The organism is Autumnicola psychrophila (assembly GCF_031846645.1).
In the GTDB taxonomy this organism is placed as follows: domain Bacteria; phylum Bacteroidota; class Bacteroidia; order Flavobacteriales; family Flavobacteriaceae; genus Autumnicola; species Autumnicola psychrophila.
In genome coordinates this window covers 169,425-189,728 of the sequence record NZ_JAVRHN010000005.1, presented here as the reverse complement: position 1 = coordinate 189,728, position 20,304 = coordinate 169,425, and the positions used below count along the sequence as shown (strand labels likewise).

Here is a 20,304-nt window from a genome sequence, read left to right as displayed (position 1 = left end):
ATGGCAACAAGTTTTATAGGAAAACCAAAAAATCGTGTAGACGGCAGGGACAAAGTTACAGGGGCCGCCAAATATACTGCAGAGTTTCACCGGCCGGGTCTTTTGCATGGCGTGGTGGTTTCGGGAACCATAGCAAAAGGACGAATTAAAAATATAGACACAGCCGCGGCTCTGGAAATTAAAGGAGTTATTGAGGTTTTCACTCATAATAACACTCCCGGCCTCGCCTGGCTGGACCTGAGTTATAAAGATATGGATGCTCCCCCGGGGAACCCTTTCCGGCCTCTCCATAGCGATAAGATTCAGTTTAACATGCAGCCTGTGGCATTGGTGGTAGCAGACTCACTGGAACTTGCGCAATACGCTGCCACGCTGGTAAAGGTAGATTATGAAGTGGAGAAACACCGTACAAAACTTGCAGATCATCTCGCAGATTCTATAGAAGGGAAAGGCTTAAGAGCAGGCTTCACACCTCCCCAATCAATCGGAAATTTTAAGGAAGCTTATGCAGATGCTGAAGTAAAGATCGAGGCAGAATATTCTCATGGGGCAGAACATCACAACCCTATGGAGATGCATGCTTCTACCGTATTTTATGAAGAAGACGGAAGCCTTACAGTTTACGACAAAACGCAGGGAGTACTTAACAGCCAGCATTACATTTCTATGGTTTTTGGCTTGTCAAAAAAGAAGGTAAGAGTGCTTTCTCCTTTTGTGGGAGGTGCCTTTGGATCGGCTTTAAGACCGCAGTATCAGCTGTTCATGGCTACGCTTGCCGCGCTGCAATTAAAACGATCTGTAAAAGTAGAGCTTACCCGGCCGCAGATGTTTTCTTTTGGTCACCGGCCGATAACCATTCAAAGCCTAAAATTAGGTGCAACTACCAAAGGAAAAATTGAAGCCATTAGTCACCAGGCATATTCCGAAACCTCCACCTTCGAGAAGTACGTTGAAAATATTGTGAACTGGTCAGCAAAATTATATGACTGCGGGAACATAGAACAAATATATAAATTGGTGCGCCTGGATGTCTACACTCCGTTGGATATGAGGGCTCCTGGTGGTGCTACAGGAATGTATGCCCTGGAAGCGGCTATGGATGAATTGGCGTATAAACTGAAAATGGATCCGTTGGAACTCAGGCTTAAAAATTATACGGAAGAGGATATGAGCGACGGAAAGCCTTTTTCCACAAAAACCCTGCGCGAGTGTTTTAAACAGGGTGCAGAAAGGTTTGGTTGGGAGAAACGAAATCCTGAACCACGTTCTATGAAAGATGGAAATCTTACAGGCTGGGGAATGGCTACGGGAGTATGGGATGCCATGCAGGTGCCGGCAAGGGCGAAAGCGGAATTTTCTGCAGATGGTACACTAAGGGTAGGGAGTGCTACTGCGGATATTGGAACAGGAACCTATACTATTATGACTCAGATTGCTGCAGAAACGCTGGGGCTTCCTTTGGAAAAAGTCACGGCTGAACTGGGAGATTCAGATCTGCCTTTTGCCTTTATAGAGGGAGGATCATCAACAGCAGCATCAGTAGGATCAGCTGTTCAGAAGGTCTGTAGGAAAATAGCAAAAAAACTGCTGAAAGAAGCCGGAAAAATTAAAGGCTCTCCCTTTAAAGGTGCCGGTTTGGAAGATGTGGTTTTTTCAGATGAAAAGATTTCAGATAAAAATGACCCTTCTGTGAATATGATGTTTTCCGAAATTATGAAATCACGGGATCTTGAAAAAATTCAGAAAAAATATATGCTGCTTCCCAATATGCTGAAACAAAGGAAGTACAATCGTAATACCCATTCTGCAGTGTTTGCAGAAGTAAAGGTAGATGAAGATCTCGGCACCATTAAAGTGACACGGATTGTGAGTGCCATTGATGGCGGTCGTATTTTAAACCTGAAAACCGCTCATAGCCAGATTCTGGGAGGTGTGGTGTGGGGGATTTCCATGGCACTGCATGAAGATTCTTTTATGGATCATAATTTTGGTCGGTTTATAAATCACGATCTTTCCAAATATCATGTTTCGGTAAATGCAGACATGCCTGATGTTGATATCCTGTTCGTGGAAGAGCCTGATCATGTGGTAAGTTCTTTAGGCGCTAAAGGAATTGGTGAGATTGGAATGGTAGGAGTGGCTGCCGCCATAAGTAACGCGGTCTACCATGCCACCGGAAAAAGAATAAGAAGTTTGCCTTTAACCCTGGATAGGGCAATGACAGAAACAGCAATATAAAATATACATGTATGAAGACTTTAATTACACTTAGAGTGAACGGAAAGGAACATGAGGTAAATGTAGATCCTCAAACGCCATTGCTCTATGTGCTTAGAAATAATCTGGGGCTCAAGGGACCTAAATTCGGTTGCGGATTATCCCAGTGCGGTGCCTGTATGGTACTTTTTGACGGAAAAGCCAATCCATCCTGCCTTATTGCCGTAGAACGCGCTGCCGAAATGGAAATAACCACCCTGGAAGGTCTTGCAGATGAAAACGGTAACCTACACAAGGTACAGCAGGCATTTGTTGAAGAACAGGCTGCGCAGTGCGGCTATTGCCTCAACGGACTGGTCATGGCTTCTGTGGGTTTATTGAATGAAAAGCCCAATCCTTCAGATAAGGAAATACAGGCTGGTTTGTACAGGAATATTTGCCGTTGTGGAGTACACGCCAGAGTGATTAGAGCAGTAAAGAAAGCATCGGCTTTATAAAAACAATTTTATGAAATCTACCCGACGTGATTTTATTAAACAGCTGGGATTTGTGAGTATAGGTTTTTCTATTTTAGGAACTGCCTGCATGAGTAATGAAACCGGCGAAAATGTGGCAGAATCTGACGATTCCAATCGTCCTGATGATATTAATGCTTGGCTACGGGTTATGGAAGATGGCAGCATCCTCATCCTCACCGGAAAAATGGAACTTGGGCAGGGCATTAGAATAGCGGTGGCACAGGTGGCTGCAGAAGAACTTAATACGAGTCCCGATCTTGTGGAAGTGAACCTTGCAGAGACGGGGGTTACGGCCAACGAAGGCTACACTGCCGGAAGCCGATCCATAGAGACCAGTGCAATGTCTATTCGCAATGCTGCCGCGGCAGCCAGAGAAAAATTACTGAGCCTTGCTTCTGAAAAATGGGGAGTTCCGCAGTCAGAACTCACATTGGAAAATGGAACGATAAGCGGTGGAAATGAGAAGATGAGCCTCTATGAAGTACTTGAAGGCAGGCAGTTAAGGGAAGAAATAGGTCAGCCTACCGAAATTTACGGGAAAACAAGACGAAAATATGTAGGTCAACCGGTGCCGCGTAAAGATATATCCCAGATGGTTCGCGGAAACCTGGATTATGTTCAGGATCTTACTTTTCCCGGGATGGTACATGCGCGTGTAATTCGCCCTTCGGGTTATACTTCAAAGCTTGGTTCTTTAGACGATGCCTCACTTCAGAATTTCCCCGGATTTTTAAAGCTGGTTCGTATTGGCAGTTTTGTTGGGGTTATTGCTGAAGAAGAATATCAGGCAATCAAATTCAGCTGGGAGGTAAATGACCTCGCACAATGGGAGTTGGGGGATGAATTACCTGCAGGTGTGCCGTTAAAAGAGCACCTTAAAACGCTTGATGCTGAGGTGGAAACAGAAGAAGAAAAAGGTGATTGGGAAAGTGCCATTAAAGAAGCTCCAATTCAGCATAAGGCTGCTTATTATAAACCTTACCTCATGCATGCGGCCAATGGCCCTTCCTGTGCAGTCGCTTATTTTGAAAACGAAAAACTACAGGTATGGAGCCATACGCAGGGAGTTTATCCGCTACGGGAAACTTTGGCGAACCTTCTGGAAATCCCGGAAGCTTCCATTCATGTAAAAGGTGTTCCCGGCTCTGGGTGTTACGGGCATAATGGTGCAGATGATGTTGCTGCGGAAGCAGCTCTGTTGGCCGTTGAATTTCCGGGGAGACACGTGCGCCTGCAATGGATGCGGGACGAAGAACACCGATGGGAACCTTATGGTACAGCTATGATTATGGAACTTGAGGCGGGACTAAATTCCGAAGGAAAAATTCAGGGTTGGAAATACGATTTCTGGTCAGATGGCCACAGCACACGTCCCAATGGAGAGCCTAAGACCTTGCTGCCTGCCCGCTTTTTAGACCGTGACCATGGAGTTCCCGGAGTGGGATTTAAGGGTGGGGCAGTCCGCAATTCCAAACCTTACTACGCTATTGATGCGCTTCAAACTACCTCGCATATTTTTCAGGGTCCGCTTCGGAAATCTGCTTTACGCGCATTGGGAGCCTTCGGAAATATTTTTGCCATAGAATGCTTTATGGATGAGCTGGCACACAAAGCTGGAAAGGATCCGGTGGAATTCAGATTAGACCATCTTGATGATGAACGAGCTATTGCCTGTCTCGATAGAATTAAAAAAATGACTTCCGAAGTAACTCCAAAGAATAGGGAAGGTTTAGGATACGCTTTTGCACGTTATAAAAATTCGGCTTCCTATTTTGCTGTTGCAGTTCATGTGCAGGTGAATGAAGCAGGTATTGTACAAGTAAAAAAAATGTGGGGAGTGATAGATTCCGGGGAAACTATTAATCCGGACGGGTTAAAGAACCAGACGGAAGGAGGTATGATTCAGGCTGCCAGTTGGGCGCTTCGGGAAGAAGTGCAATTTGATAAAGAACATGTTACCAGCAGGGACTGGCATACCTATCCTATTTTTAGGTTTGAAGAAATTCCTGAGGTAGAGGTAGAGGTGATAGATCGTGTTGAGGAAAAGCCTCTTGGTGCCGGGGAAGCAGCGCAAGGGCCGACTGCGGCAGCGGTGATAAATGCTGTTTTTGATGCAACAGGGGAGCGTATCAGGGATTTACCTGTGAATCCTGTTGAAAAATATCTTAGGTGAAGAATACGTATTAAGTGCTGAGCAGTTGACATGCAGCCAGTCCCCGATGGAATTTGAGGTTTCATTGCTCAAAAGGATTAATACTGCTGTAAAACTTGACCTTCCGCACAACCTTTGGTTACAACGATACCAAAATGGCGTGTTGGAAGGAAAAGGGTTATAAAGCCATTTCTCCGATTGGTCAGGAAGGAAATATCTACATTTTCGATGCTGAATCTATTTTTTCGGATGGATTTGAAGTGGGAGCCAGTCTTGAAGCGGGAGAAGATGCTACTACCTATCAGAGTTTAATTATTTCATTAGAATATCCAAAAAGTTTTGCGTGTCGAAACAACTTTCGACACGCAGCATTTGTTAGGTAAATTTTCAGTCAATGCTTTTTAAGGAAAACGAACGAACACGAAAAAAGAATATTTGGAGAACCTGCCGTTGTAAAGGATCATTGAAATAGACAATGTGAATAAACCATCGTTCTCTTCCGGTCTGTTTTAGGAAAATAGAAAGTGGGTTTCCTGCGGAATTTACTAAATTGTGATTATAGCTAAATGATTTTTATTCATTTAATCCTGATTCTAATATCTTTATTATGCAAAAAGTGCTAATTGTACTCGCCTTGCTGATGATCATGCTCTCCTCAGCAAAAACTTCTGCTCAAACGGACAGTCTGCAACAAGGAACAGATAATTCTTTGGTGGTAGGTGTTTTTTCGCAGCCACCTTACATAATTGCCGACAGTAATGGAAATTGGGATGGTATTAGTATAAGATTATGGCGGGCTGTAGCCGATAGGATGAATGTAAAGTATGAACTTAAGGAGATCTCAAGAGATTCTGCAGTTACTGCATTGCTGAATCAGAAGGCCGATATTGTGCTTTTAGAGGATGTCACCCCCGCTGCTGAAAAACAAATAGATTTCAGTCATATTTACCACAAAGCTGAAATGGGTGTGGCTTCTGCGCCAGGGACTGGTATCTCATCTATAGTCAAAGGTTTTTTTAGTAAACGTTTCTGGTATATAGCCGGAATGCTCTCTATATTATTACTTATAGTAGGGTCGATTATTTATTTTATAGAACGTAATAGTAATGAAGACAATTTTGGCGGGGAACGCTCCATAGCCAAAGGAATAGGTTCCGGATTTTGGTGGGCCGGTGTGACTATGACCACAATAGGATACGGAGACAAAGCGCCGGTGACTTTTTGGGGACGTGCCGTTGCCCTAATCTGGATGCTGGTGGCCATGGCAGTTACTGCCGTACTTACCGCTTCACTGGTTTCAGCAGTGATGGGAAATTCTGTTAATAAGATTGATGTGCCTGGTGATCTGCGAAATATGAAAATGGTGGCAGTGGAAGGCTCCTTTGCGGCAGATTATATGAAACAGGAAAGGATACCTTTTCAGGAAGTAAAGGAAATTTCCGTGGCCTTGAAAAAGCTGAAAAGTATGGATGCCGAAGCAGTGCTCAACAGCGTGCCGGTAATGAGGTACACGATAAATAATGATTCCGATCTTTCACTGAAGGTGCAGCCGGTGAACATAGATCCTCATTACTACGCTTTTGGAATTGCACAGGGAGATTCCCGGCGTGAGGCTATTAATTTAGCCATACTCCAGGTACTAAATTCACACTTATGGCAGCAGGAACTTGATCGTTACGTGCCGGAAAAGAAAAAAGGCTAAAAGAGATACTATCCTACTTCTTTTATTTACTAATTAAATCGCATCAAGCATTTTTTCTAAAGCCATTCCTCTGGAACCTTTAATAAGAATATGACAATTCCTGAACTGGGTTTCCTCAAGGTGCTTCTTTAAATTCTGACTGCTTTTAAATTTGATGACTGTACTTTTGTTTGCTTCTGTACGATTAAAATTTTCTCCCAGAAGATAACATTCTGTAAAGTTTCCTTTTTCGAGAATATTTACAATTTCCTGATGCTCTTCATCTGAAGAATCACCAATTTCAAGCATATCTCCTAAAATGACAATTTTCGGCTCTGTGGTTTTAATGTCCTCAAAGTTGGAAAGTGCAGCCTGCATGCTGGTGGGATTGGCGTTGTAAGCATCCATGAAAATTGTATTGCTGCCTTTTTCTTTAACTTCCGAGCGGTTGTTGGAGGGTTTGTATTCAGAAATAGCCTCTTTTATCTGATCAAATGGAACTTTAAAGTATAATCCGATAGTTATTGCTGCAGCAATATTTTGCGCGTTGTGTTTGCCGGTAATTTTACTCTGAAACAGCGTGTTATTGTAATTAACACTGGCGTAAGACTGATTATCGGAATATGAGAATTGTACTTTAGCATCCTCTGTAGTACCAAAGGTGAAGGTGTGATTATAATCCAGATGGTTTCGTTGAGTAACATCATCGATGTTCAGAAAAAGGAGTCTTTTATTCCTTTTTATATTGGTGTAGAGCTCACTTTTTGCTGCAATAACTCCTTCAAGATTTCCAAATCCTTCCAAATGCGCCTTTCCAAAGTTGGTGATGTAACCATAATCGGGACTGGCAATTTTACTTAAAATTTCAATTTCCTTAAGATGATTGGCACCCATTTCCACAATTCCAATTTCAGTTCTTTCATCCATTGAAAGTAAGGTGAGGGGAACCCCAATGTGATTATTGAGATTCCCTTTTGTGGCAACGGTTCTAAATTTCTTGGAGAGCACAGTATTAACCAGTTCCTTGGTTGTTGTTTTCCCATTGCTTCCTGTAATGGCAATTATTGGAAGATCAAGGTACTTTCGGTGAAATGTAGCCAAATCCTGCAAGGTTTTTAAAACGTCCTTCACCACAATAAAATTTGTGGTGTCGTTGGCATATATTTCCTGATCTACCACGGCGACTTTTGCGCCTTTTTCCAAAGCTTCAAGGGCAAAAGCATTGCCATTAAAGTTTGGACCGCTTAATGCAAAAAAAATACAGCCTTCAGTAAGGCTCCGGGTATCGATACAAGCTCCTGAACTAATCAGAAAGCGCTGATGGATTTGTGCTATATTCATAAGCTTAAAGCTATAAAAAAAGCCCTAAAAATTAGGGCTTTATAAGTTTTTTAACCAAAAATTCTAATTTCTGGCTGTTTTATTTTCGCTTTTAGATTTAGAACCTACTCTGGACATGGCATTTCTAAAGCCAATATAATCAGTTGCCATATCCTGCGGGAAGAATCTCCTTTGTGCCGGGTCAAGCCAATAAGCACGGTCTCTCCAGGATCCTCCTTTATAGACTCTCACTTCGTCACTAATTAGTGTGGTCCTCTCTGCGGTGTCATATCCACGCTCAGTGACAGCTCCGGTTGTATCATTGAGTTGTACATTATTATATGTAGGGGAATTGTACATTCTTTGAGAAGGTTCTGTTGCGTCCTGAAAAGGCTGGTAATATCTGGTAGAACTCTTATCACCGTCGCGGAAATCTCTCTGATCACTTTCAGTGAAATTAGTTCTCATATAAGTATCCTCCTCGGTGACCGGAACCTGGGCAATTTCGCCCGGCAAATTCCTGGCTACAAGTTTTCCGTTGGCTAAAGTGTCATACACAACTTCATCTGCTCCCAGTATTTTAATGCTTCCGTCCTCATTAATTGCATTTTTGGTGTAAACATTTCCTCTGTAGTAATTAAAGTCGTTAAACTCGTCATCTACAATAGGACGGTAAACATCCAATACCCATTCCGCAACATTACCGGCCATATCATAAAGGCCAAAATCGTTGGGTGCATAGGATTTTATTTCAGCAGTAATATCTGCTCCATCATCGCTCCAACCGGCAATACCACCGTAATCTCCGTCACCTTGTTTAAAGTTGGCCAGTTGATCTCCCTGTCTTTTAGGGTCTCCGGATCTGGTATATTGTCCATCCCATGGATATTTTTTTCTACCTCTGTAGACATTGTAGTTTCTTAATCCAACCATGCCAAGTGCCGCGTATTCCCATTCTACCTCAGTTGGTAATCTGTATTCCGGAGAAACCAGACCACTTTCTCTTCCCGGATATACTTTCTTGACAGGGTTTCCTTCCTCATTGGTGTCTTCCAGTCTGTCCTGAACCTCTTCACCCTGGTTTAACTCAGTGTTTCCTCCATAAACATTTGCAGGATCGTAGATGTAGGTTTCAGAATTAAAAGTTTCTCCCGGTCCGGCTTTGTATTGAGCGCCTTCCGCAAGATAGCCTTCATTTATAAGCTTTAATTCATTCACCCTTTGGGTTCTCCAGTCACTAAATTCAACTGCCTGAATCCAGCTTACTCCAACTACAGGATATTCTGCATAGGCCGGGTGACGCAGGTAATTATTTACCATTGTTTCATTAAAACCCAAACGGTTTCTCCATACCAGGGTATCAGGAAGTGCTCCTGCATATACATCACTGTATCGTTCGTCTGAAGGTGGTGCAACTCTTTTGAGCCAGTCCAGGTACTCCAGGTACATTTTATTTGTTACTTCAGTTTCGTCCATATAAAAGGACTGTACGTGTTGCTGTGTTGGGCTGTTATTCCAGTCGTGCAAAGGGTCATCCTGAACCCTACCCATGGTAAAAGTTCCACCCTCTATAAAAACAAGTCCCGGTGCGGTTTCTTGTTCTTTAAAATCATTGTTATACTGAAATCCACCTTCGTCAGAATTAATATCCCAACCGGTGGCACGAGAATTATTTTTATAATCCCTGGAGTTATTACAGCTTATCAGACCTATGCCGAAGGCAAATGCAAAAAATGCTCTTATAGCAGTATCTCTTCTCATATTCATCATCTCTTAGATAGATTTTTAGGCTTTGCAATATAGTAATTAACGCTAAATCTGCAAGATTATTTCATTATTATAAAATTGTCCCAAAAACCCTTTAACTACCTGATGTACTTGATGCTTACCTGATTCTCAACTGGTCTCGTGAAGCATCGAAACATAGTAATTTCGGGTTTTTTACTTGCGCAAAAATAGTCCTTTTTTCTTATAGGGCAGATTTTATACCAAAATAATAATAGGAAAGAGAAATGCTAAAGCAATAATTTTTCTATTTTAAAGTTATTAGTGGAAACCTGAAGGATTATTACAGCAATTTCAATGGATTGCACACCTTGTTTTGGCTCGTTCTTAAGGTTTTGCTTGTAATTTTGGTAGGAAGGTTCTTTCTTAGCAAGAATTAAAATTTATATTTGTTACAGATAATGTTCAGAATGAAAAAAATTACACTTATGCTGGTTGGAGCCAGTTTACTGTCTGGTCTTTCGTCTATTGCCCAGGAAGAGCGGGACAGGGTAATTACAACTGCAGTTCCGTTTCTACAGGTTGCTGCAGATGCACGCGCTGCGGGAATGGGTGACCAGGGGGTTGCTACTTCGGTAGATGCATTTTCACAACAATGGAATCCTGCTAAATATGCATTTGCTGAAATGCAACAGGGAGTAGGTGTTTCATACACTCCTTATCTTAGTGACATTGTAAATGATATTTTTCTTGGTAATCTCAGTTATTTCTATAAGCTGAATGATCGTAGTGCCTTTGCTGGAAGTCTCAGGTATTTTAGCCTTGGGTCTATCGAAACCAGAACAACTTTTGAGCAGGCGCCTCTTCTTGTAAATCCTAACGAGCTAACTTTTGATTTGTCGTATTCACTTAAGTTAAGTGAGAACGTTTCTATGGCAGTGGCGGGAAGATACCTGCGATCTGATCTTGGATTACAGGACGATGAGGACCTTGGGGCAGCAAGCAGCTTTGGGGTAGATGTTGCAGCATTTTATCAGAGTGACGTTATTTATATGGACAGCTTCGATGGCCGCTGGAGGCTGGGCGCAAATATTTCCAACATAGGCCCTAAGATGAAATATGACGATGCGGGACAGGAAAACTTTATTCCCACAAATTTTAAAGCTGGGGCTGGTTTTGATTTTATTCTGGATCCGCAAAACCGAATAGGTACTTATGTCGAATTTAATAAACTACTGGTGCCAACTCCACAGGACTTTAATGATGATGGGGATATTGATGCAGAAGATGATGAGGAATACAATGAGATAGGTGCTATAGAAGGAATTTTTACTTCTTTCGGGGATGCTCCTGATGGTTTTGGAGAGGAGATAAGGGAAGTCACCTGGGCTTTAGGTGCAGAATATATGTACCAGGATGTGTTTGCCTTTCGGGCAGGATATTTTAATGAAAGTGAAGCTAAGGGTTCCAGAAGGTTCCTTTCATTTGGAGCAGGTTTTGTGTATGAAATAGTAGACATTGATATTTCGTACCTTTTCTCCACTTCAGATGTGCCCAGTCCTCTGGAAGGAACACTGCGTTTTGGTCTAACCTTTAATTTCGGACAGGAGTTCGTGAATTAATTTTAAATAAAAATTTAATTTGACTAAAAGTATCTTATTTCGATTTGATACTTTTTTTGTTTGAATTAACTTGTCTTTCCAATAGATTTATATGAAATCAATAAATATTACTTCAGAACTGGAAGTTTACGATAACCTGGAAGAGCTGCCTCAGGATGTATTTGATTTAATGCAGAAAGCTTTTGATGCCAGGGATAATGCTTATGCTCCGTACTCTCAGTTTAATGTGGGGGCGGCAATTCTTTTGGAAAATGCTAAGGTGGTCACTGGAAGTAACCAGGAGAATGCATCATATCCTTCCGGACTTTGTGCCGAGCGTACGGCATTTTTTTATGCCGGGGCGAAATATCCTGGCGTCAGAATGAAGAAAGTAGCGATTTCAGCAAAATCACTGAAGCATGCGGTTGCTGCGCCTGTTTCTCCATGTGGTGCCTGCCGGCAGGTAATGGCAGAGTATGAAGTAAATCAGGAAGAAAATATTGAGCTGTATTTTATGGGTGAAACCGGTAAGGTTTTAAAGGTCAAATCGGTTAAGGATTTATTACCTTTAATATTTGACAGGAACATCTTATGATGTTTTCGTTATTTTTGCAGCAAAACTGTTTTTCATTCTTACTGAAAATAGTATTTTTGTTATCCGCTTGGCAAAATCCATGTGTCCGGCCTAAATTTTATACTTAGATATGAAGAAAATCACAAAAGCCACCTATATAAAGTGGTATGAGGATATGTTATTTTGGCGCAAATTTGAAGATAAACTTGCGCAGGTTTATATTCAACAAAAGGTTAGAGGCTTCTTACACCTTTACAACGGGCAGGAAGCTATCCTTGCAGGAGCACTTCATGCTATGGATTTGGAAAAGGACAAGATGATCACCGCTTATCGTAATCACGTTCAGCCTATTGGAATGGGAGTAGATCCTAAAAGAGTAATGGCGGAACTTTACGGTAAAAAAACCGGTACATCTATGGGACTCGGTGGGTCGATGCATATCTTCTCTAAAGAACACAGGTTCTATGGAGGTCACGGTATTGTTGGTGGACAAATTCCGTTGGGAGCAGGACTTGCTTTTGCAGATAAGTATTTTAAGAGAGATGCAGTTACTTTAACTTTTATGGGTGATGGTGCGACGCGCCAGGGAGCACTTCATGAAACGCTTAACATGGCTGTAAAAATGGATCTTCCGGTTGTTTTTTGTGTAGAGAATAACGGTTATGCTATGGGAACTTCTGTGGCACGTACTGCAAAAGGAACAGATATCTGGAAGCTTGGTCAGGGTTATGAAATGCCTTGCGGACCTGTAGATGCCATGAATCCGGTAAAAGTTGCTGAAGCCTTGGATGAAGCAATTGCAAGAGCCAGGAAAGGAGATGGTCCAACATTTCTTGAATTAAAGACATACAGGTATCGTGGTCACTCTATGAGTGATGCCCAAAAATACCGTACTAAAGATGAGGTGGCCGAGTATCAGAAACTTGATCCTATCACTCAGGTGCTGGATGTTATAAAAGATAAAAAATATGCTTCTGAAAAGGAGATAAAAGAAATAGATAAACGCGTTAAGGATAAAGTATCAGAATGTGAGAAATTTGCTGAAGAGTCAGATTTCCCTGATAAAAATATTATGTACGACGTTGTTTACGAACAGGAAGACTACCCGTTTTTATCACATAAAGTAAACTAAATTATGGCTGAAGTAATTAATATGCCGCGATTGAGCGACACCATGGAAGAAGGTGTTGTCGCACAATGGCTTAAGAAAAAAGGTGATAAGGTTGAAGAAGGAGATATTCTTGCCGAAATAGAGACCGATAAGGCGACTATGGAGTTCGAATCCTTCTACGAAGGAACCTTGCTTCATATTGGTATACAGGAAGGTGAAACTGCACCTGTAGATACACTGTTGGCTATAATTGGTGAAGAAGGAGAGGATATTTCTGATCTTATTAACGGCGGAGGCTCGTCTGATAAGAAAGAAGAAAAATCTTCTGATGATTCTAAAAACGAAGCTGAAGAAGAAACTTCCGAAGAAGAAAGCGGTGATGGTGAAATTCCGGAAGGAGTAGAGATCATCACAATGCCGCGCCTAAGTGATACCATGGAAGAAGGTACTGTTGCCACATGGATCAAAAAAGAAGGTGATAAAGTTGAAGAAGGAGATATTCTTGCTGAAATCGAAACCGATAAGGCAACGATGGAGTTTGAATCTTTCTATGAAGGGACTTTATTAAAAATTGGAATTCAGGAAGGTGAAACTGCCAAAGTAGACAGCCTTTTGGCAATTATCGGCCCGGAAGGGACAGATGTTTCCGGAATAAGTAAAGACGGAGGAAAAAAGAAATCTTCAGAAAAAGCTGAGAAAAAAGAAGATAAAGCTGCAGAAAAGCAGAAAGAGGTAGCGGCTACAGAAGAGAAGCCGGGAACTACTTCAGAATCTAAGGACGGCGGAAGAATTTTTGCTTCTCCTTTAGCTAAAAAAATGGCTGAAGAAAAAGGAATCGACCTTTCTAAAGTAGATGGTTCCGGTGAAAACGGAAGAATTGTAAAGAAAGACATCGAGTCTTACAAACCTTCAGAAAAACCAGCTGAGCAATCTAAGGGTACTGCAGGTAGCGAAGATCAAAGGGCTTCTGTACAGCCTTACGTTCCTGCCGGTGAAGAAAGCTTTGAGGAGGTTAAAAATTCTCAGATGCGTAAGGTTATTGCGAAGAGGTTGGGCGAGTCCAAATTTAAAGCTCCGCACTACTACCTTACAATAGAGGTGGATATGCAAAATGCAATGGCTTCCCGTAAGCAAATTAACGAGATGCCAGATGTGAAGGTTTCCTTTAACGATATGGTGATCAAAGCGAGTGCAATGGCGCTTAGAAAGCATCCTCAGGTGAACAGCCAATGGAGTGAAGATTCTATGAAAATGGCAAAACATATCCACATGGGTGTGGCCGTTGCAGTAGATGAAGGCCTTGTGGTGCCCGTGCTTAAATTTGCAGACCAAATGTCTATGACGCAAATTGGTGGTAACGTGAAAAACCTTGCCGGTAAAGCCAGGAATAAAAAATTACAACCTCAGGAAATGGAAGGCAGTACTTTTACTGTTTCTAACCTGGGAATGTTTGGAATCGTTGAATTCACCAGTATTATAAATCAGCCAAACTCTGCTATTCTATCTGTTGGTGCAATCGTGGAGAAACCGGTCGTTAAAAACGGACAGATAGTAGTTGGGAATACGATGAAACTTACGTTAGCCTGTGACCACAGAACTGTGGATGGAGCTACCGGAGCGGCATTCCTACAAACATTAAAAACGTATATGGAGAATCCGGTGACTATGTTAGCATAGACATTGATTCTTTCAATAAGCAATATTAAAATCCCACACTCCAGTGGGATTTTTTTATCTTTAGTGCCAGCAGGTAATGGGAGCAGCGGCCCTAATGATAAGTCGATAATTGCCATTTTAGGCTCTCCTCTAAATTTTGATTAAAAACATGAAAAATAGCCTCTTTAAATTAACTGCAGTGCTTTTTGCTGCATTTTTCCTCGCTTGTAACTCTACTCAGGATAAAAATTCAGATGATGCTACTGCTCAGGAGACAGAAATAGCCAGTTTTGAAGCTTCAGAAGCTAAAATTGAAGAAAATTTGCGCTTTTTAGCTTCAGATGAGCTGCAGGGAAGAGCTACAGGAACCGAAGGGATAGAGAAAGCAGCTACTTTTATTGAAGAGTACTTCCAGGAGCACGATGTAGAGCCATATTTTGAAGATTATCGGGATCGCTTTGAAGTTGAAGGGAAAGAAGCGTTTAATGTTGTTGGCTTTTTAGAGGGGAATGATCCGGAATTAAAGGACGAGTTTATAATTATAGGCGCCCACTACGACCATATTGGTTTTGGGGAAGCCGTGGGCAACGATTCTATTGCCAATGGTGCGAATGATAATGCAGCAGGCACCGTCGCAGTAATGGAACTGGCCAGAAAGTTCGCTTTAAAGGAGAATAACGGCAGGAGTATATTGTTCGTGCTGTTTTCCGGAGAAGAATTAGGCCTAACAGGTTCAGAACACATTGCGAAGAAGCTAAAAGCTGAAAATTTGGATTTATACGCGGTCGTTAACCTTGAAATGATTGGTATACCGATGCAGGGAAAAGATCATATGGCATATTTGACCGGCTACGAAAATTCAAATTTTGCTGAAAAACTTAATGAATATGCCGGTGAAAAAGTATTGGGATTTTTACCGCAGGCAAAGGAATATAAACTTTTTCAACGGAGCGATAATTATCCATTTTTTGAGGAATTTAATATTCCGGCGCAAACTATCAGTACTTTCGATTTCACCAATTATGAATATTATCACCACGTTTCAGACGAGGCCGATAATATGGATTTTCAGCATATGACCAATTTAATAGATGCAGTTTTTCCCGCCATCTTTAAAATGACAAATACTGAAGAAAAAGAAATAAAACTCAACTAAAATGAAGCATGTGATCATCACCGGAACAAGCCGGGGAATTGGTTTCGAACTAACCAAAAAGTTCTCGGAAGCCGGACATAAGGTACTCGCCATATCCCGTAATCCGCAACCTGTTTCGGAACTTAAACTTGAAAATGTAAAAGTATTCGCCTGTGACATAACTAGAAAAAAAGATCTGGAAAAAGTCAGCAGTTTTATTTCTTCAGAATGGAAAAAAGTTGATATTCTCATCAATAACGCTGGAACGCTGATCAATAAACCTTTTCAGGAACTCAGCCTGGAAAACTTCAATAGTGTCTACCAAACCAATGTAATTGGAGTAGTAGGAATGATTCAGAAAATGTTGCCTTTTATGGCAAAGGAAGCTCACGTGGTGAACGTAAGTACAATGGGCGGTGTTCAGGGAAGCATGAAATTCCCCGGATTATCGGCCTATAGTTCCAGTAAAGCTGCCGTCATTAATTTAACTGAATTGCTTGCTGAAGAGTACAAAGAAACCGGTCCTTCTTTTAACGTTTTGGCACTAGGGGCTGTACAAACAGAAATGCTGGAAGAGGCTTTTCCCGGCTACAAAGCGCCACTTTCTGCAGAAGAAATGGCAGAATATATTTTCAATTTTAGTTTAACCGGAAATAAATTTTACAACGGTAAATTATTACAGGTTTCCAATAGTACTCCCTAGTTTTAATGAAGCATATTCTTGAGAAATATTTACCAGGTCATGCGCTGGAGCCCGTTTTTGTGCTTATTCAAGCCAATAATGTGCATCTTAAAATAGTCAATGAGCGCAGAACAAGGCATGGTGATTACCGGAAAATGGCGGATGGAGTACAGCAAATCACCATAAACGCCAATCTAAATAAGTATCGGTTTCTCATAACGTTAATACACGAAATCGCTCACCTGGTAGCTTTTAATAGATTCGGAAGGAATATAAAGCCCCATGGGCAGGAATGGAAACTTACTTTCCGAAATTTGATGTTACCTTTTATAAGACCCGAAATTTTTCCGAATAAACTTTTACCTATAATTGCTCATCATTTTCGCAACCCAAAAGCCAGTAGTGATACGGATGCAAGACTTTCGGTAGCTTTAAAAAGTTACGACCCACAGAACGATAAAAATTATATCTTCGAGGTGCCTTTTGGAGGAGTTTTTCAAATTTACAACGGAAAGACTTTTAAGCGTGGACCCAAAAGAATTAAGAGGTATGAATGTTTGGAAATCTCAACAGGAAAGATTTACTTATTTCAGCCAAATGCTGAAGTAGAAGTTTTAAAAATTTAATCACGAGTTAGATGAATAGTAACTATTACGCGATATTAATGGCCGGCGGAGTAGGTTCCAGGTTTTGGCCTGTGAGTACTTTAGAATGCCCTAAACAATTTCAGGATATATTAGGAGCCGGGGAAACACTTATCCAGACAACCTTTGCCCGTCTCGAAAAAATAGTACCATCGGAAAATATTATCATCCTCACCAATGAACGTTATGAGGAAATTGTAAAAAAACAGATTCCCACAATCAAACAGGAACAAATTATACTGGAACCCGTGATGAGGGACACGGCTCCCAGTATACTTCTCGCAGCTTTAAAAATCCAGGAGAAGAACAAGGATGCCATTATGATGGTGGCACCAAGTGATCACTGGATCCAGGGGCTGGAAAAATTTGTTGATGATGTTAATTTTGCTTTTGAAGCTGTTAATGAAAATGACAAACTTGTTACGCTGGGAATTAAGCCAACATTTCCAAACACAGGATATGGATATATAAAGTTTCAACAATCTGAAAATGAAAAACTCATTCCTGTAGAACAGTTTACAGAAAAACCCTCCTTTAAAAGAGCTGAAAAATTTCTGGAAGAAGGCAACTATGCCTGGAATGCAGGGATTTTTATTTGGAAAACTTCTTCTATAATAGAGAATTTTAAAAAGTATCTGCCAGAGATGTATAATCTCTTTCAGAAAGGAAAAGAATATTGGAATACCCAAGATGAGCAGGAGTTCATAAATGACAATTATCACCTTGCCAACAAAATATCCATAGACTACGGAATCATTGAAAAGGCTGAAAATGTTTATATGATTCCGGCCAATTTCGAGTGGAACGACCTTGGCACATGGGGATCCCTGCAGGAGCAACTTCCTCAGGATGCAGACGGGAATACCGCAATTAATGCGCGACTGCTTCCGTTTGATTCTCAAGGCAATATTGTGAGAGCGGCAGAAAATAAGGTAGTGGTACTTGAAGGGCTTAAGGATTATATCGTTCTGGAGAACGAGCAGGTGCTTCTTATTGTTCCGAAGAAAAACGAACAGGGGATTAAAGAAATACGGCAAATGGCAATTGATAAGTTTGGGGATAAACTCGGTTAACAGATGGAAAACAATGAAAATTCTTCGGCTGCTCCGGAAGCTGGAAATGGCAAAGCCAAACTTTCGTCAGACGCGAAGCATCTGATCAAACATTCCAGGTCGTTCTTTGCAGAATTACTGGATATCCTTACGGATACTGATAGGGATAGCACCATAGAGACGGTAAAGAAGGATATTTCTTTTAAAGGCCATAACGCCTGGATCCTCATTTTTTCGATTTTTGTGGCTTCCATTGGTCTTAATGTGAGCAGTCCTGCAGTGGTAATTGGTGCGATGCTTATTTCTCCTTTAATGGGACCTATTGTAGGAGTTGGTTTATCTGTTGCCATAAACGATATCGATACGTTAAAACGTTCTCTGGTGAATCTGGCCGTAATGGTGGTACTGAGTGTGCTAACGGCTTACCTCTACTTTCTTATTTCTCCTATAGAGCAGGAGACACCAGAACTTGTCGCACGTACATATCCCACTATTCTGGATGTTCTTGTCGCAATCTTTGGTGGTCTGGCATTAATTGTAGCAAAAACCAAAAAAGGAACTATTGCCAGTGTAATTATGGGGGTTGCTATAGCCACAGCTCTTATGCCGCCACTTTGTACTGTTGGTTACGGCCTCGCAATCGCCAATTGGGAATATGCCGGTGGCGCCTTATATCTCTTTGCCATAAATTCGGTTTTTATAGCACTTTCAACCTTTGTGGTCGCGAAAGTCCTTGGCTTTCCTTTAGTAAAGTATGCAAATAGCAAACGCCGAAGAAATACTGCCAGGCTTGCTTCTTTGTTAGCAATACTTGTAATGATCCCAAGTATTTTTCTGTTTGTAAACCTTCTTAGAGAGCAGGTATTTGTGACGAGAACAAAAGAGTTTGTGGAAAATCAGATCGATTATCCCGGAGCTGAAGTAGTGAAATTTGCCCAGGATTATAAAACAAAGTTTGTAGATGTATATTTAATAGGTCGTCCCGTACCTCAATCTCAAATTCAGGATTGGGTTGAGGAGATCAGATCTACGGAGGAATTACAGGAAGTCACCCTAAGAATTCATCAGGGAGCAGATCAGACTTCTGAAATGGCAGCGCGGCTTACTTCTGAAGTTAAATCTGGAATACTTGAGGATTTGTACGTGAGAAATCAACAGGTAGTGGAAGATAAAGATGCGCGCATTCAGCTTCTGGAAAATGAATTACTAAGGTACAGGTCTGCGGGAATTCCCTTCCAGGCGATAAGCAGGGAGGCTAAGATTAATTATACCAACCTCGAGCAGTTAAGTTACTCAAATAGTATTGTAACAGACTTTACCCGAATGGATACTATTCCTACTTTTAACGTGAAATGGGATAATTCGATGTCGCGAAGCACACAACAACGGGAAATGAATAAGTTAAGAGAATGGCTGCAGGTGAGGTTATCTCTGGATACACTTGCTGTACAATCTGTAAATTAGATTAGTTTACAGCCCCTGAAGTTGCGCTTGTTTTACTTTTTTAAACAAATCTGAAGAGTATACGAAATCAGTTACGGCCTCATTATCGGTTTTAAAGATCTGGCTTTTGTCACCTTTCCAGGCAAGTACACCATCTTTTAGGAAAGCGATATTTTCTCCGATTTCCAGGACAGAATTCATGTCGTGGGTGATTACAACAGTAGTAATATCATATTCTACAGTTAGTTCGTGGATAAGGTTATCTATAACTGTGGCTGTTTTAGGATCCAGTCCTGAATTTGGTTCATCACAAAACAAATATTTTGGACGGTTTACAATTGCACGCGCGATAGCCACCCTCTTTTGCATTCCGCCACTTATTTCTGCAGGGAATTTTTTACCGTTTCCGGTAAGATTTACTCTTTCCAGGACTTCGTTTACCCGTTCCAGAAAGTCTTTTTTACGACCTTTTTTAAACATTCTCAAAGGAAACATTACATTCTCTTCAACCGTCATGGAATCAAATAAAGCACCACCCTGGAAAAGCATTCCTATTTCTTTTCTGAGTTCCCTTTTTTGCTCCGGACTAAAATTAGAGTAAGGTTTTCCATCATATTCAATAGTTCCTTTTTCCGGAGTGAACAGCCCCAGCATAGACTTTAAGAGCACACTTTTACCAGACCCCGACTGTCCTATAATCAGATTTGTTTTCCCGGTTTCGAAAACAAAGCTTATTCCCTTTAGGACATCCTGTTCAGCAAAACTTTTATGTAGATCTTTTATTTCTATCATA

The 20,304-nt window shown here is 41.3% G+C and carries 17 protein-coding genes; 14 read left to right on the top strand and 3 right to left on the bottom strand.

The annotated features are described in order from the left end of the window. The 5 genes from RM541_RS08165 (at position 1) to RM541_RS08145 (ending at position 6,589) form a co-directional block, all read left to right on the top strand. Positions 1–2,238 (top strand): xanthine dehydrogenase family protein molybdopterin-binding subunit, encoded by a 2,238-nt coding sequence (locus RM541_RS08165; protein ID WP_311499725.1) that lies wholly within the window; start codon positions 1–3, stop codon positions 2,236–2,238. An 11-nt stretch (positions 2,239–2,249) separates the two neighbouring features. Next, positions 2,250–2,714: a (2Fe-2S)-binding protein gene (locus RM541_RS08160; RefSeq protein ID WP_311493691.1), complete on the top strand. Its 465-nt coding sequence runs from the start codon at positions 2,250–2,252 to the stop codon at positions 2,712–2,714. A 10-nt stretch (positions 2,715–2,724) separates the two neighbouring features. Then, positions 2,725–4,908 carry a xanthine dehydrogenase family protein molybdopterin-binding subunit gene (locus RM541_RS08155; protein ID WP_311499724.1) on the top strand — a complete coding sequence of 728 codons (2,184 nt, stop codon included), beginning with the start codon at positions 2,725–2,727 and terminating at the stop codon, positions 4,906–4,908. Positions 4,909–5,003: 95 nt separating this feature from the next. Beyond that, positions 5,004–5,270: a hypothetical protein gene (locus tag RM541_RS08150; protein ID WP_311499723.1), complete on the top strand. Its 267-nt coding sequence runs from the start codon at positions 5,004–5,006 to the stop codon at positions 5,268–5,270. 224 nt (positions 5,271–5,494) lie between these two features. Next, positions 5,495–6,589, top strand: a complete 1,095-nt coding sequence (locus RM541_RS08145) for a transporter substrate-binding domain-containing protein (protein WP_311499722.1) — start codon at positions 5,495–5,497, stop codon at positions 6,587–6,589. Between the two features lie 33 nt (positions 6,590–6,622). Here RM541_RS08145 and RM541_RS08140 read toward each other — a convergent pair whose 3' ends face one another. Continuing rightward, positions 6,623–7,909, bottom strand: coding sequence for a UDP-N-acetylmuramoyl-tripeptide--D-alanyl-D-alanine ligase (locus RM541_RS08140; RefSeq protein WP_311499721.1), 1,287 nt, complete (start codon positions 7,907–7,909; stop codon positions 6,623–6,625). Between the two features lie 63 nt (positions 7,910–7,972). After that, on the bottom strand, positions 7,973–9,655 hold the full coding sequence (gldJ, locus tag RM541_RS08135; RefSeq protein WP_432264669.1) for a gliding motility lipoprotein GldJ: 1,683 nt from the start codon (positions 9,653–9,655) through the stop codon (positions 7,973–7,975). Between the two features lie 428 nt (positions 9,656–10,083). On the opposite strand from gldJ, the gene porV reads away from it, so the two are divergent. From porV to RM541_RS08090, 9 genes are all read left to right on the top strand, one after another. Continuing rightward, positions 10,084–11,235, top strand: a complete 1,152-nt coding sequence (gene porV / locus RM541_RS08130; protein ID WP_311499719.1) for a type IX secretion system outer membrane channel protein PorV — start codon at positions 10,084–10,086, stop codon at positions 11,233–11,235. 91 nt (positions 11,236–11,326) lie between these two features. Further along, positions 11,327–11,809, top strand: coding sequence for a cytidine deaminase (gene cdd / locus RM541_RS08125; RefSeq protein ID WP_311499718.1), 483 nt, complete (start codon positions 11,327–11,329; stop codon positions 11,807–11,809). A gap of 109 nt (positions 11,810–11,918) precedes the next feature. After that, positions 11,919–12,920 carry a pyruvate dehydrogenase (acetyl-transferring) E1 component subunit alpha gene (gene pdhA / locus RM541_RS08120; protein WP_311493683.1) on the top strand — a complete coding sequence of 334 codons (1,002 nt, stop codon included), beginning with the start codon at positions 11,919–11,921 and terminating at the stop codon, positions 12,918–12,920. 3 nt (positions 12,921–12,923) lie between these two features. Beyond that, the gene (locus tag RM541_RS08115) at positions 12,924–14,576 is read left to right on the top strand and encodes a pyruvate dehydrogenase complex dihydrolipoamide acetyltransferase (RefSeq protein ID WP_311499717.1); all 1,653 of its coding nucleotides are present in this window, start codon (positions 12,924–12,926) and stop codon (positions 14,574–14,576) included. A 148-nt stretch (positions 14,577–14,724) separates the two neighbouring features. Further along, positions 14,725–15,711, top strand: coding sequence for a M28 family peptidase (locus RM541_RS08110; protein WP_311499716.1), 987 nt, complete (start codon positions 14,725–14,727; stop codon positions 15,709–15,711). A 1-nt stretch (position 15,712) separates the two neighbouring features. Continuing rightward, complete coding sequence (locus RM541_RS08105) at positions 15,713–16,393, top strand: SDR family NAD(P)-dependent oxidoreductase (protein ID WP_311499715.1); 681 nt, start codon at positions 15,713–15,715, stop codon at positions 16,391–16,393. A gap of 5 nt (positions 16,394–16,398) precedes the next feature. Then, positions 16,399–16,998 (top strand): SprT-like domain-containing protein, encoded by a 600-nt coding sequence (locus tag RM541_RS08100; protein ID WP_311499714.1) that lies wholly within the window; start codon positions 16,399–16,401, stop codon positions 16,996–16,998. An 11-nt stretch (positions 16,999–17,009) separates the two neighbouring features. Further along, complete coding sequence (locus RM541_RS08095; protein ID WP_311499713.1) at positions 17,010–18,089, top strand: mannose-1-phosphate guanylyltransferase; 1,080 nt, start codon at positions 17,010–17,012, stop codon at positions 18,087–18,089. A gap of 3 nt (positions 18,090–18,092) precedes the next feature. Beyond that, positions 18,093–19,532, top strand: a complete 1,440-nt coding sequence (locus tag RM541_RS08090; protein ID WP_311499712.1) for a DUF389 domain-containing protein — start codon at positions 18,093–18,095, stop codon at positions 19,530–19,532. A gap of 6 nt (positions 19,533–19,538) precedes the next feature. Here the strand turns inward: RM541_RS08090 and RM541_RS08085 are convergent, their stop codons facing one another. After that, positions 19,539–20,303 (bottom strand): ABC transporter ATP-binding protein, encoded by a 765-nt coding sequence (locus tag RM541_RS08085; protein ID WP_311499711.1) that lies wholly within the window; start codon positions 20,301–20,303, stop codon positions 19,539–19,541. Position 20,304 lies beyond the last annotated feature (1 nt).

Coding starts and splice junctions, on each gene's coding strand:
- RM541_RS08090 (WP_311499712.1), top strand. CDS start 18,093: ATGGAAAACAATGAAAATTCTTCGGCTGCTCCGGAAGCTGGAAATGGC.
- RM541_RS08100 (WP_311499714.1), top strand. CDS start 16,399: ATGAAGCATATTCTTGAGAAATATTTACCAGGTCATGCGCTGGAGCCC.
- gldJ (WP_432264669.1), bottom strand. CDS start 9,655: ATGAATATGAGAAGAGATACTGCTATAAGAGCATTTTTTGCATTTGCC.
- pdhA (WP_311493683.1), top strand. CDS start 11,919: ATGAAGAAAATCACAAAAGCCACCTATATAAAGTGGTATGAGGATATG.
- RM541_RS08105 (WP_311499715.1), top strand. CDS start 15,713: ATGAAGCATGTGATCATCACCGGAACAAGCCGGGGAATTGGTTTCGAA.
- porV (WP_311499719.1), top strand. CDS start 10,084: ATGAAAAAAATTACACTTATGCTGGTTGGAGCCAGTTTACTGTCTGGT.
- RM541_RS08145 (WP_311499722.1), top strand. CDS start 5,495: ATGCAAAAAGTGCTAATTGTACTCGCCTTGCTGATGATCATGCTCTCC.
- RM541_RS08110 (WP_311499716.1), top strand. CDS start 14,725: ATGAAAAATAGCCTCTTTAAATTAACTGCAGTGCTTTTTGCTGCATTT.
- RM541_RS08155 (WP_311499724.1), top strand. CDS start 2,725: ATGAAATCTACCCGACGTGATTTTATTAAACAGCTGGGATTTGTGAGT.
- RM541_RS08165 (WP_311499725.1), top strand. CDS start 1: ATGGCAACAAGTTTTATAGGAAAACCAAAAAATCGTGTAGACGGCAGG.
- RM541_RS08160 (WP_311493691.1), top strand. CDS start 2,250: ATGAAGACTTTAATTACACTTAGAGTGAACGGAAAGGAACATGAGGTA.
- cdd (WP_311499718.1), top strand. CDS start 11,327: ATGAAATCAATAAATATTACTTCAGAACTGGAAGTTTACGATAACCTG.
- RM541_RS08140 (WP_311499721.1), bottom strand. CDS start 7,909: ATGAATATAGCACAAATCCATCAGCGCTTTCTGATTAGTTCAGGAGCT.
- RM541_RS08095 (WP_311499713.1), top strand. CDS start 17,010: ATGAATAGTAACTATTACGCGATATTAATGGCCGGCGGAGTAGGTTCC.
- RM541_RS08085 (WP_311499711.1), bottom strand. CDS start 20,303: ATGATAGAAATAAAAGATCTACATAAAAGTTTTGCTGAACAGGATGTC.
- RM541_RS08115 (WP_311499717.1), top strand. CDS start 12,924: ATGGCTGAAGTAATTAATATGCCGCGATTGAGCGACACCATGGAAGAA.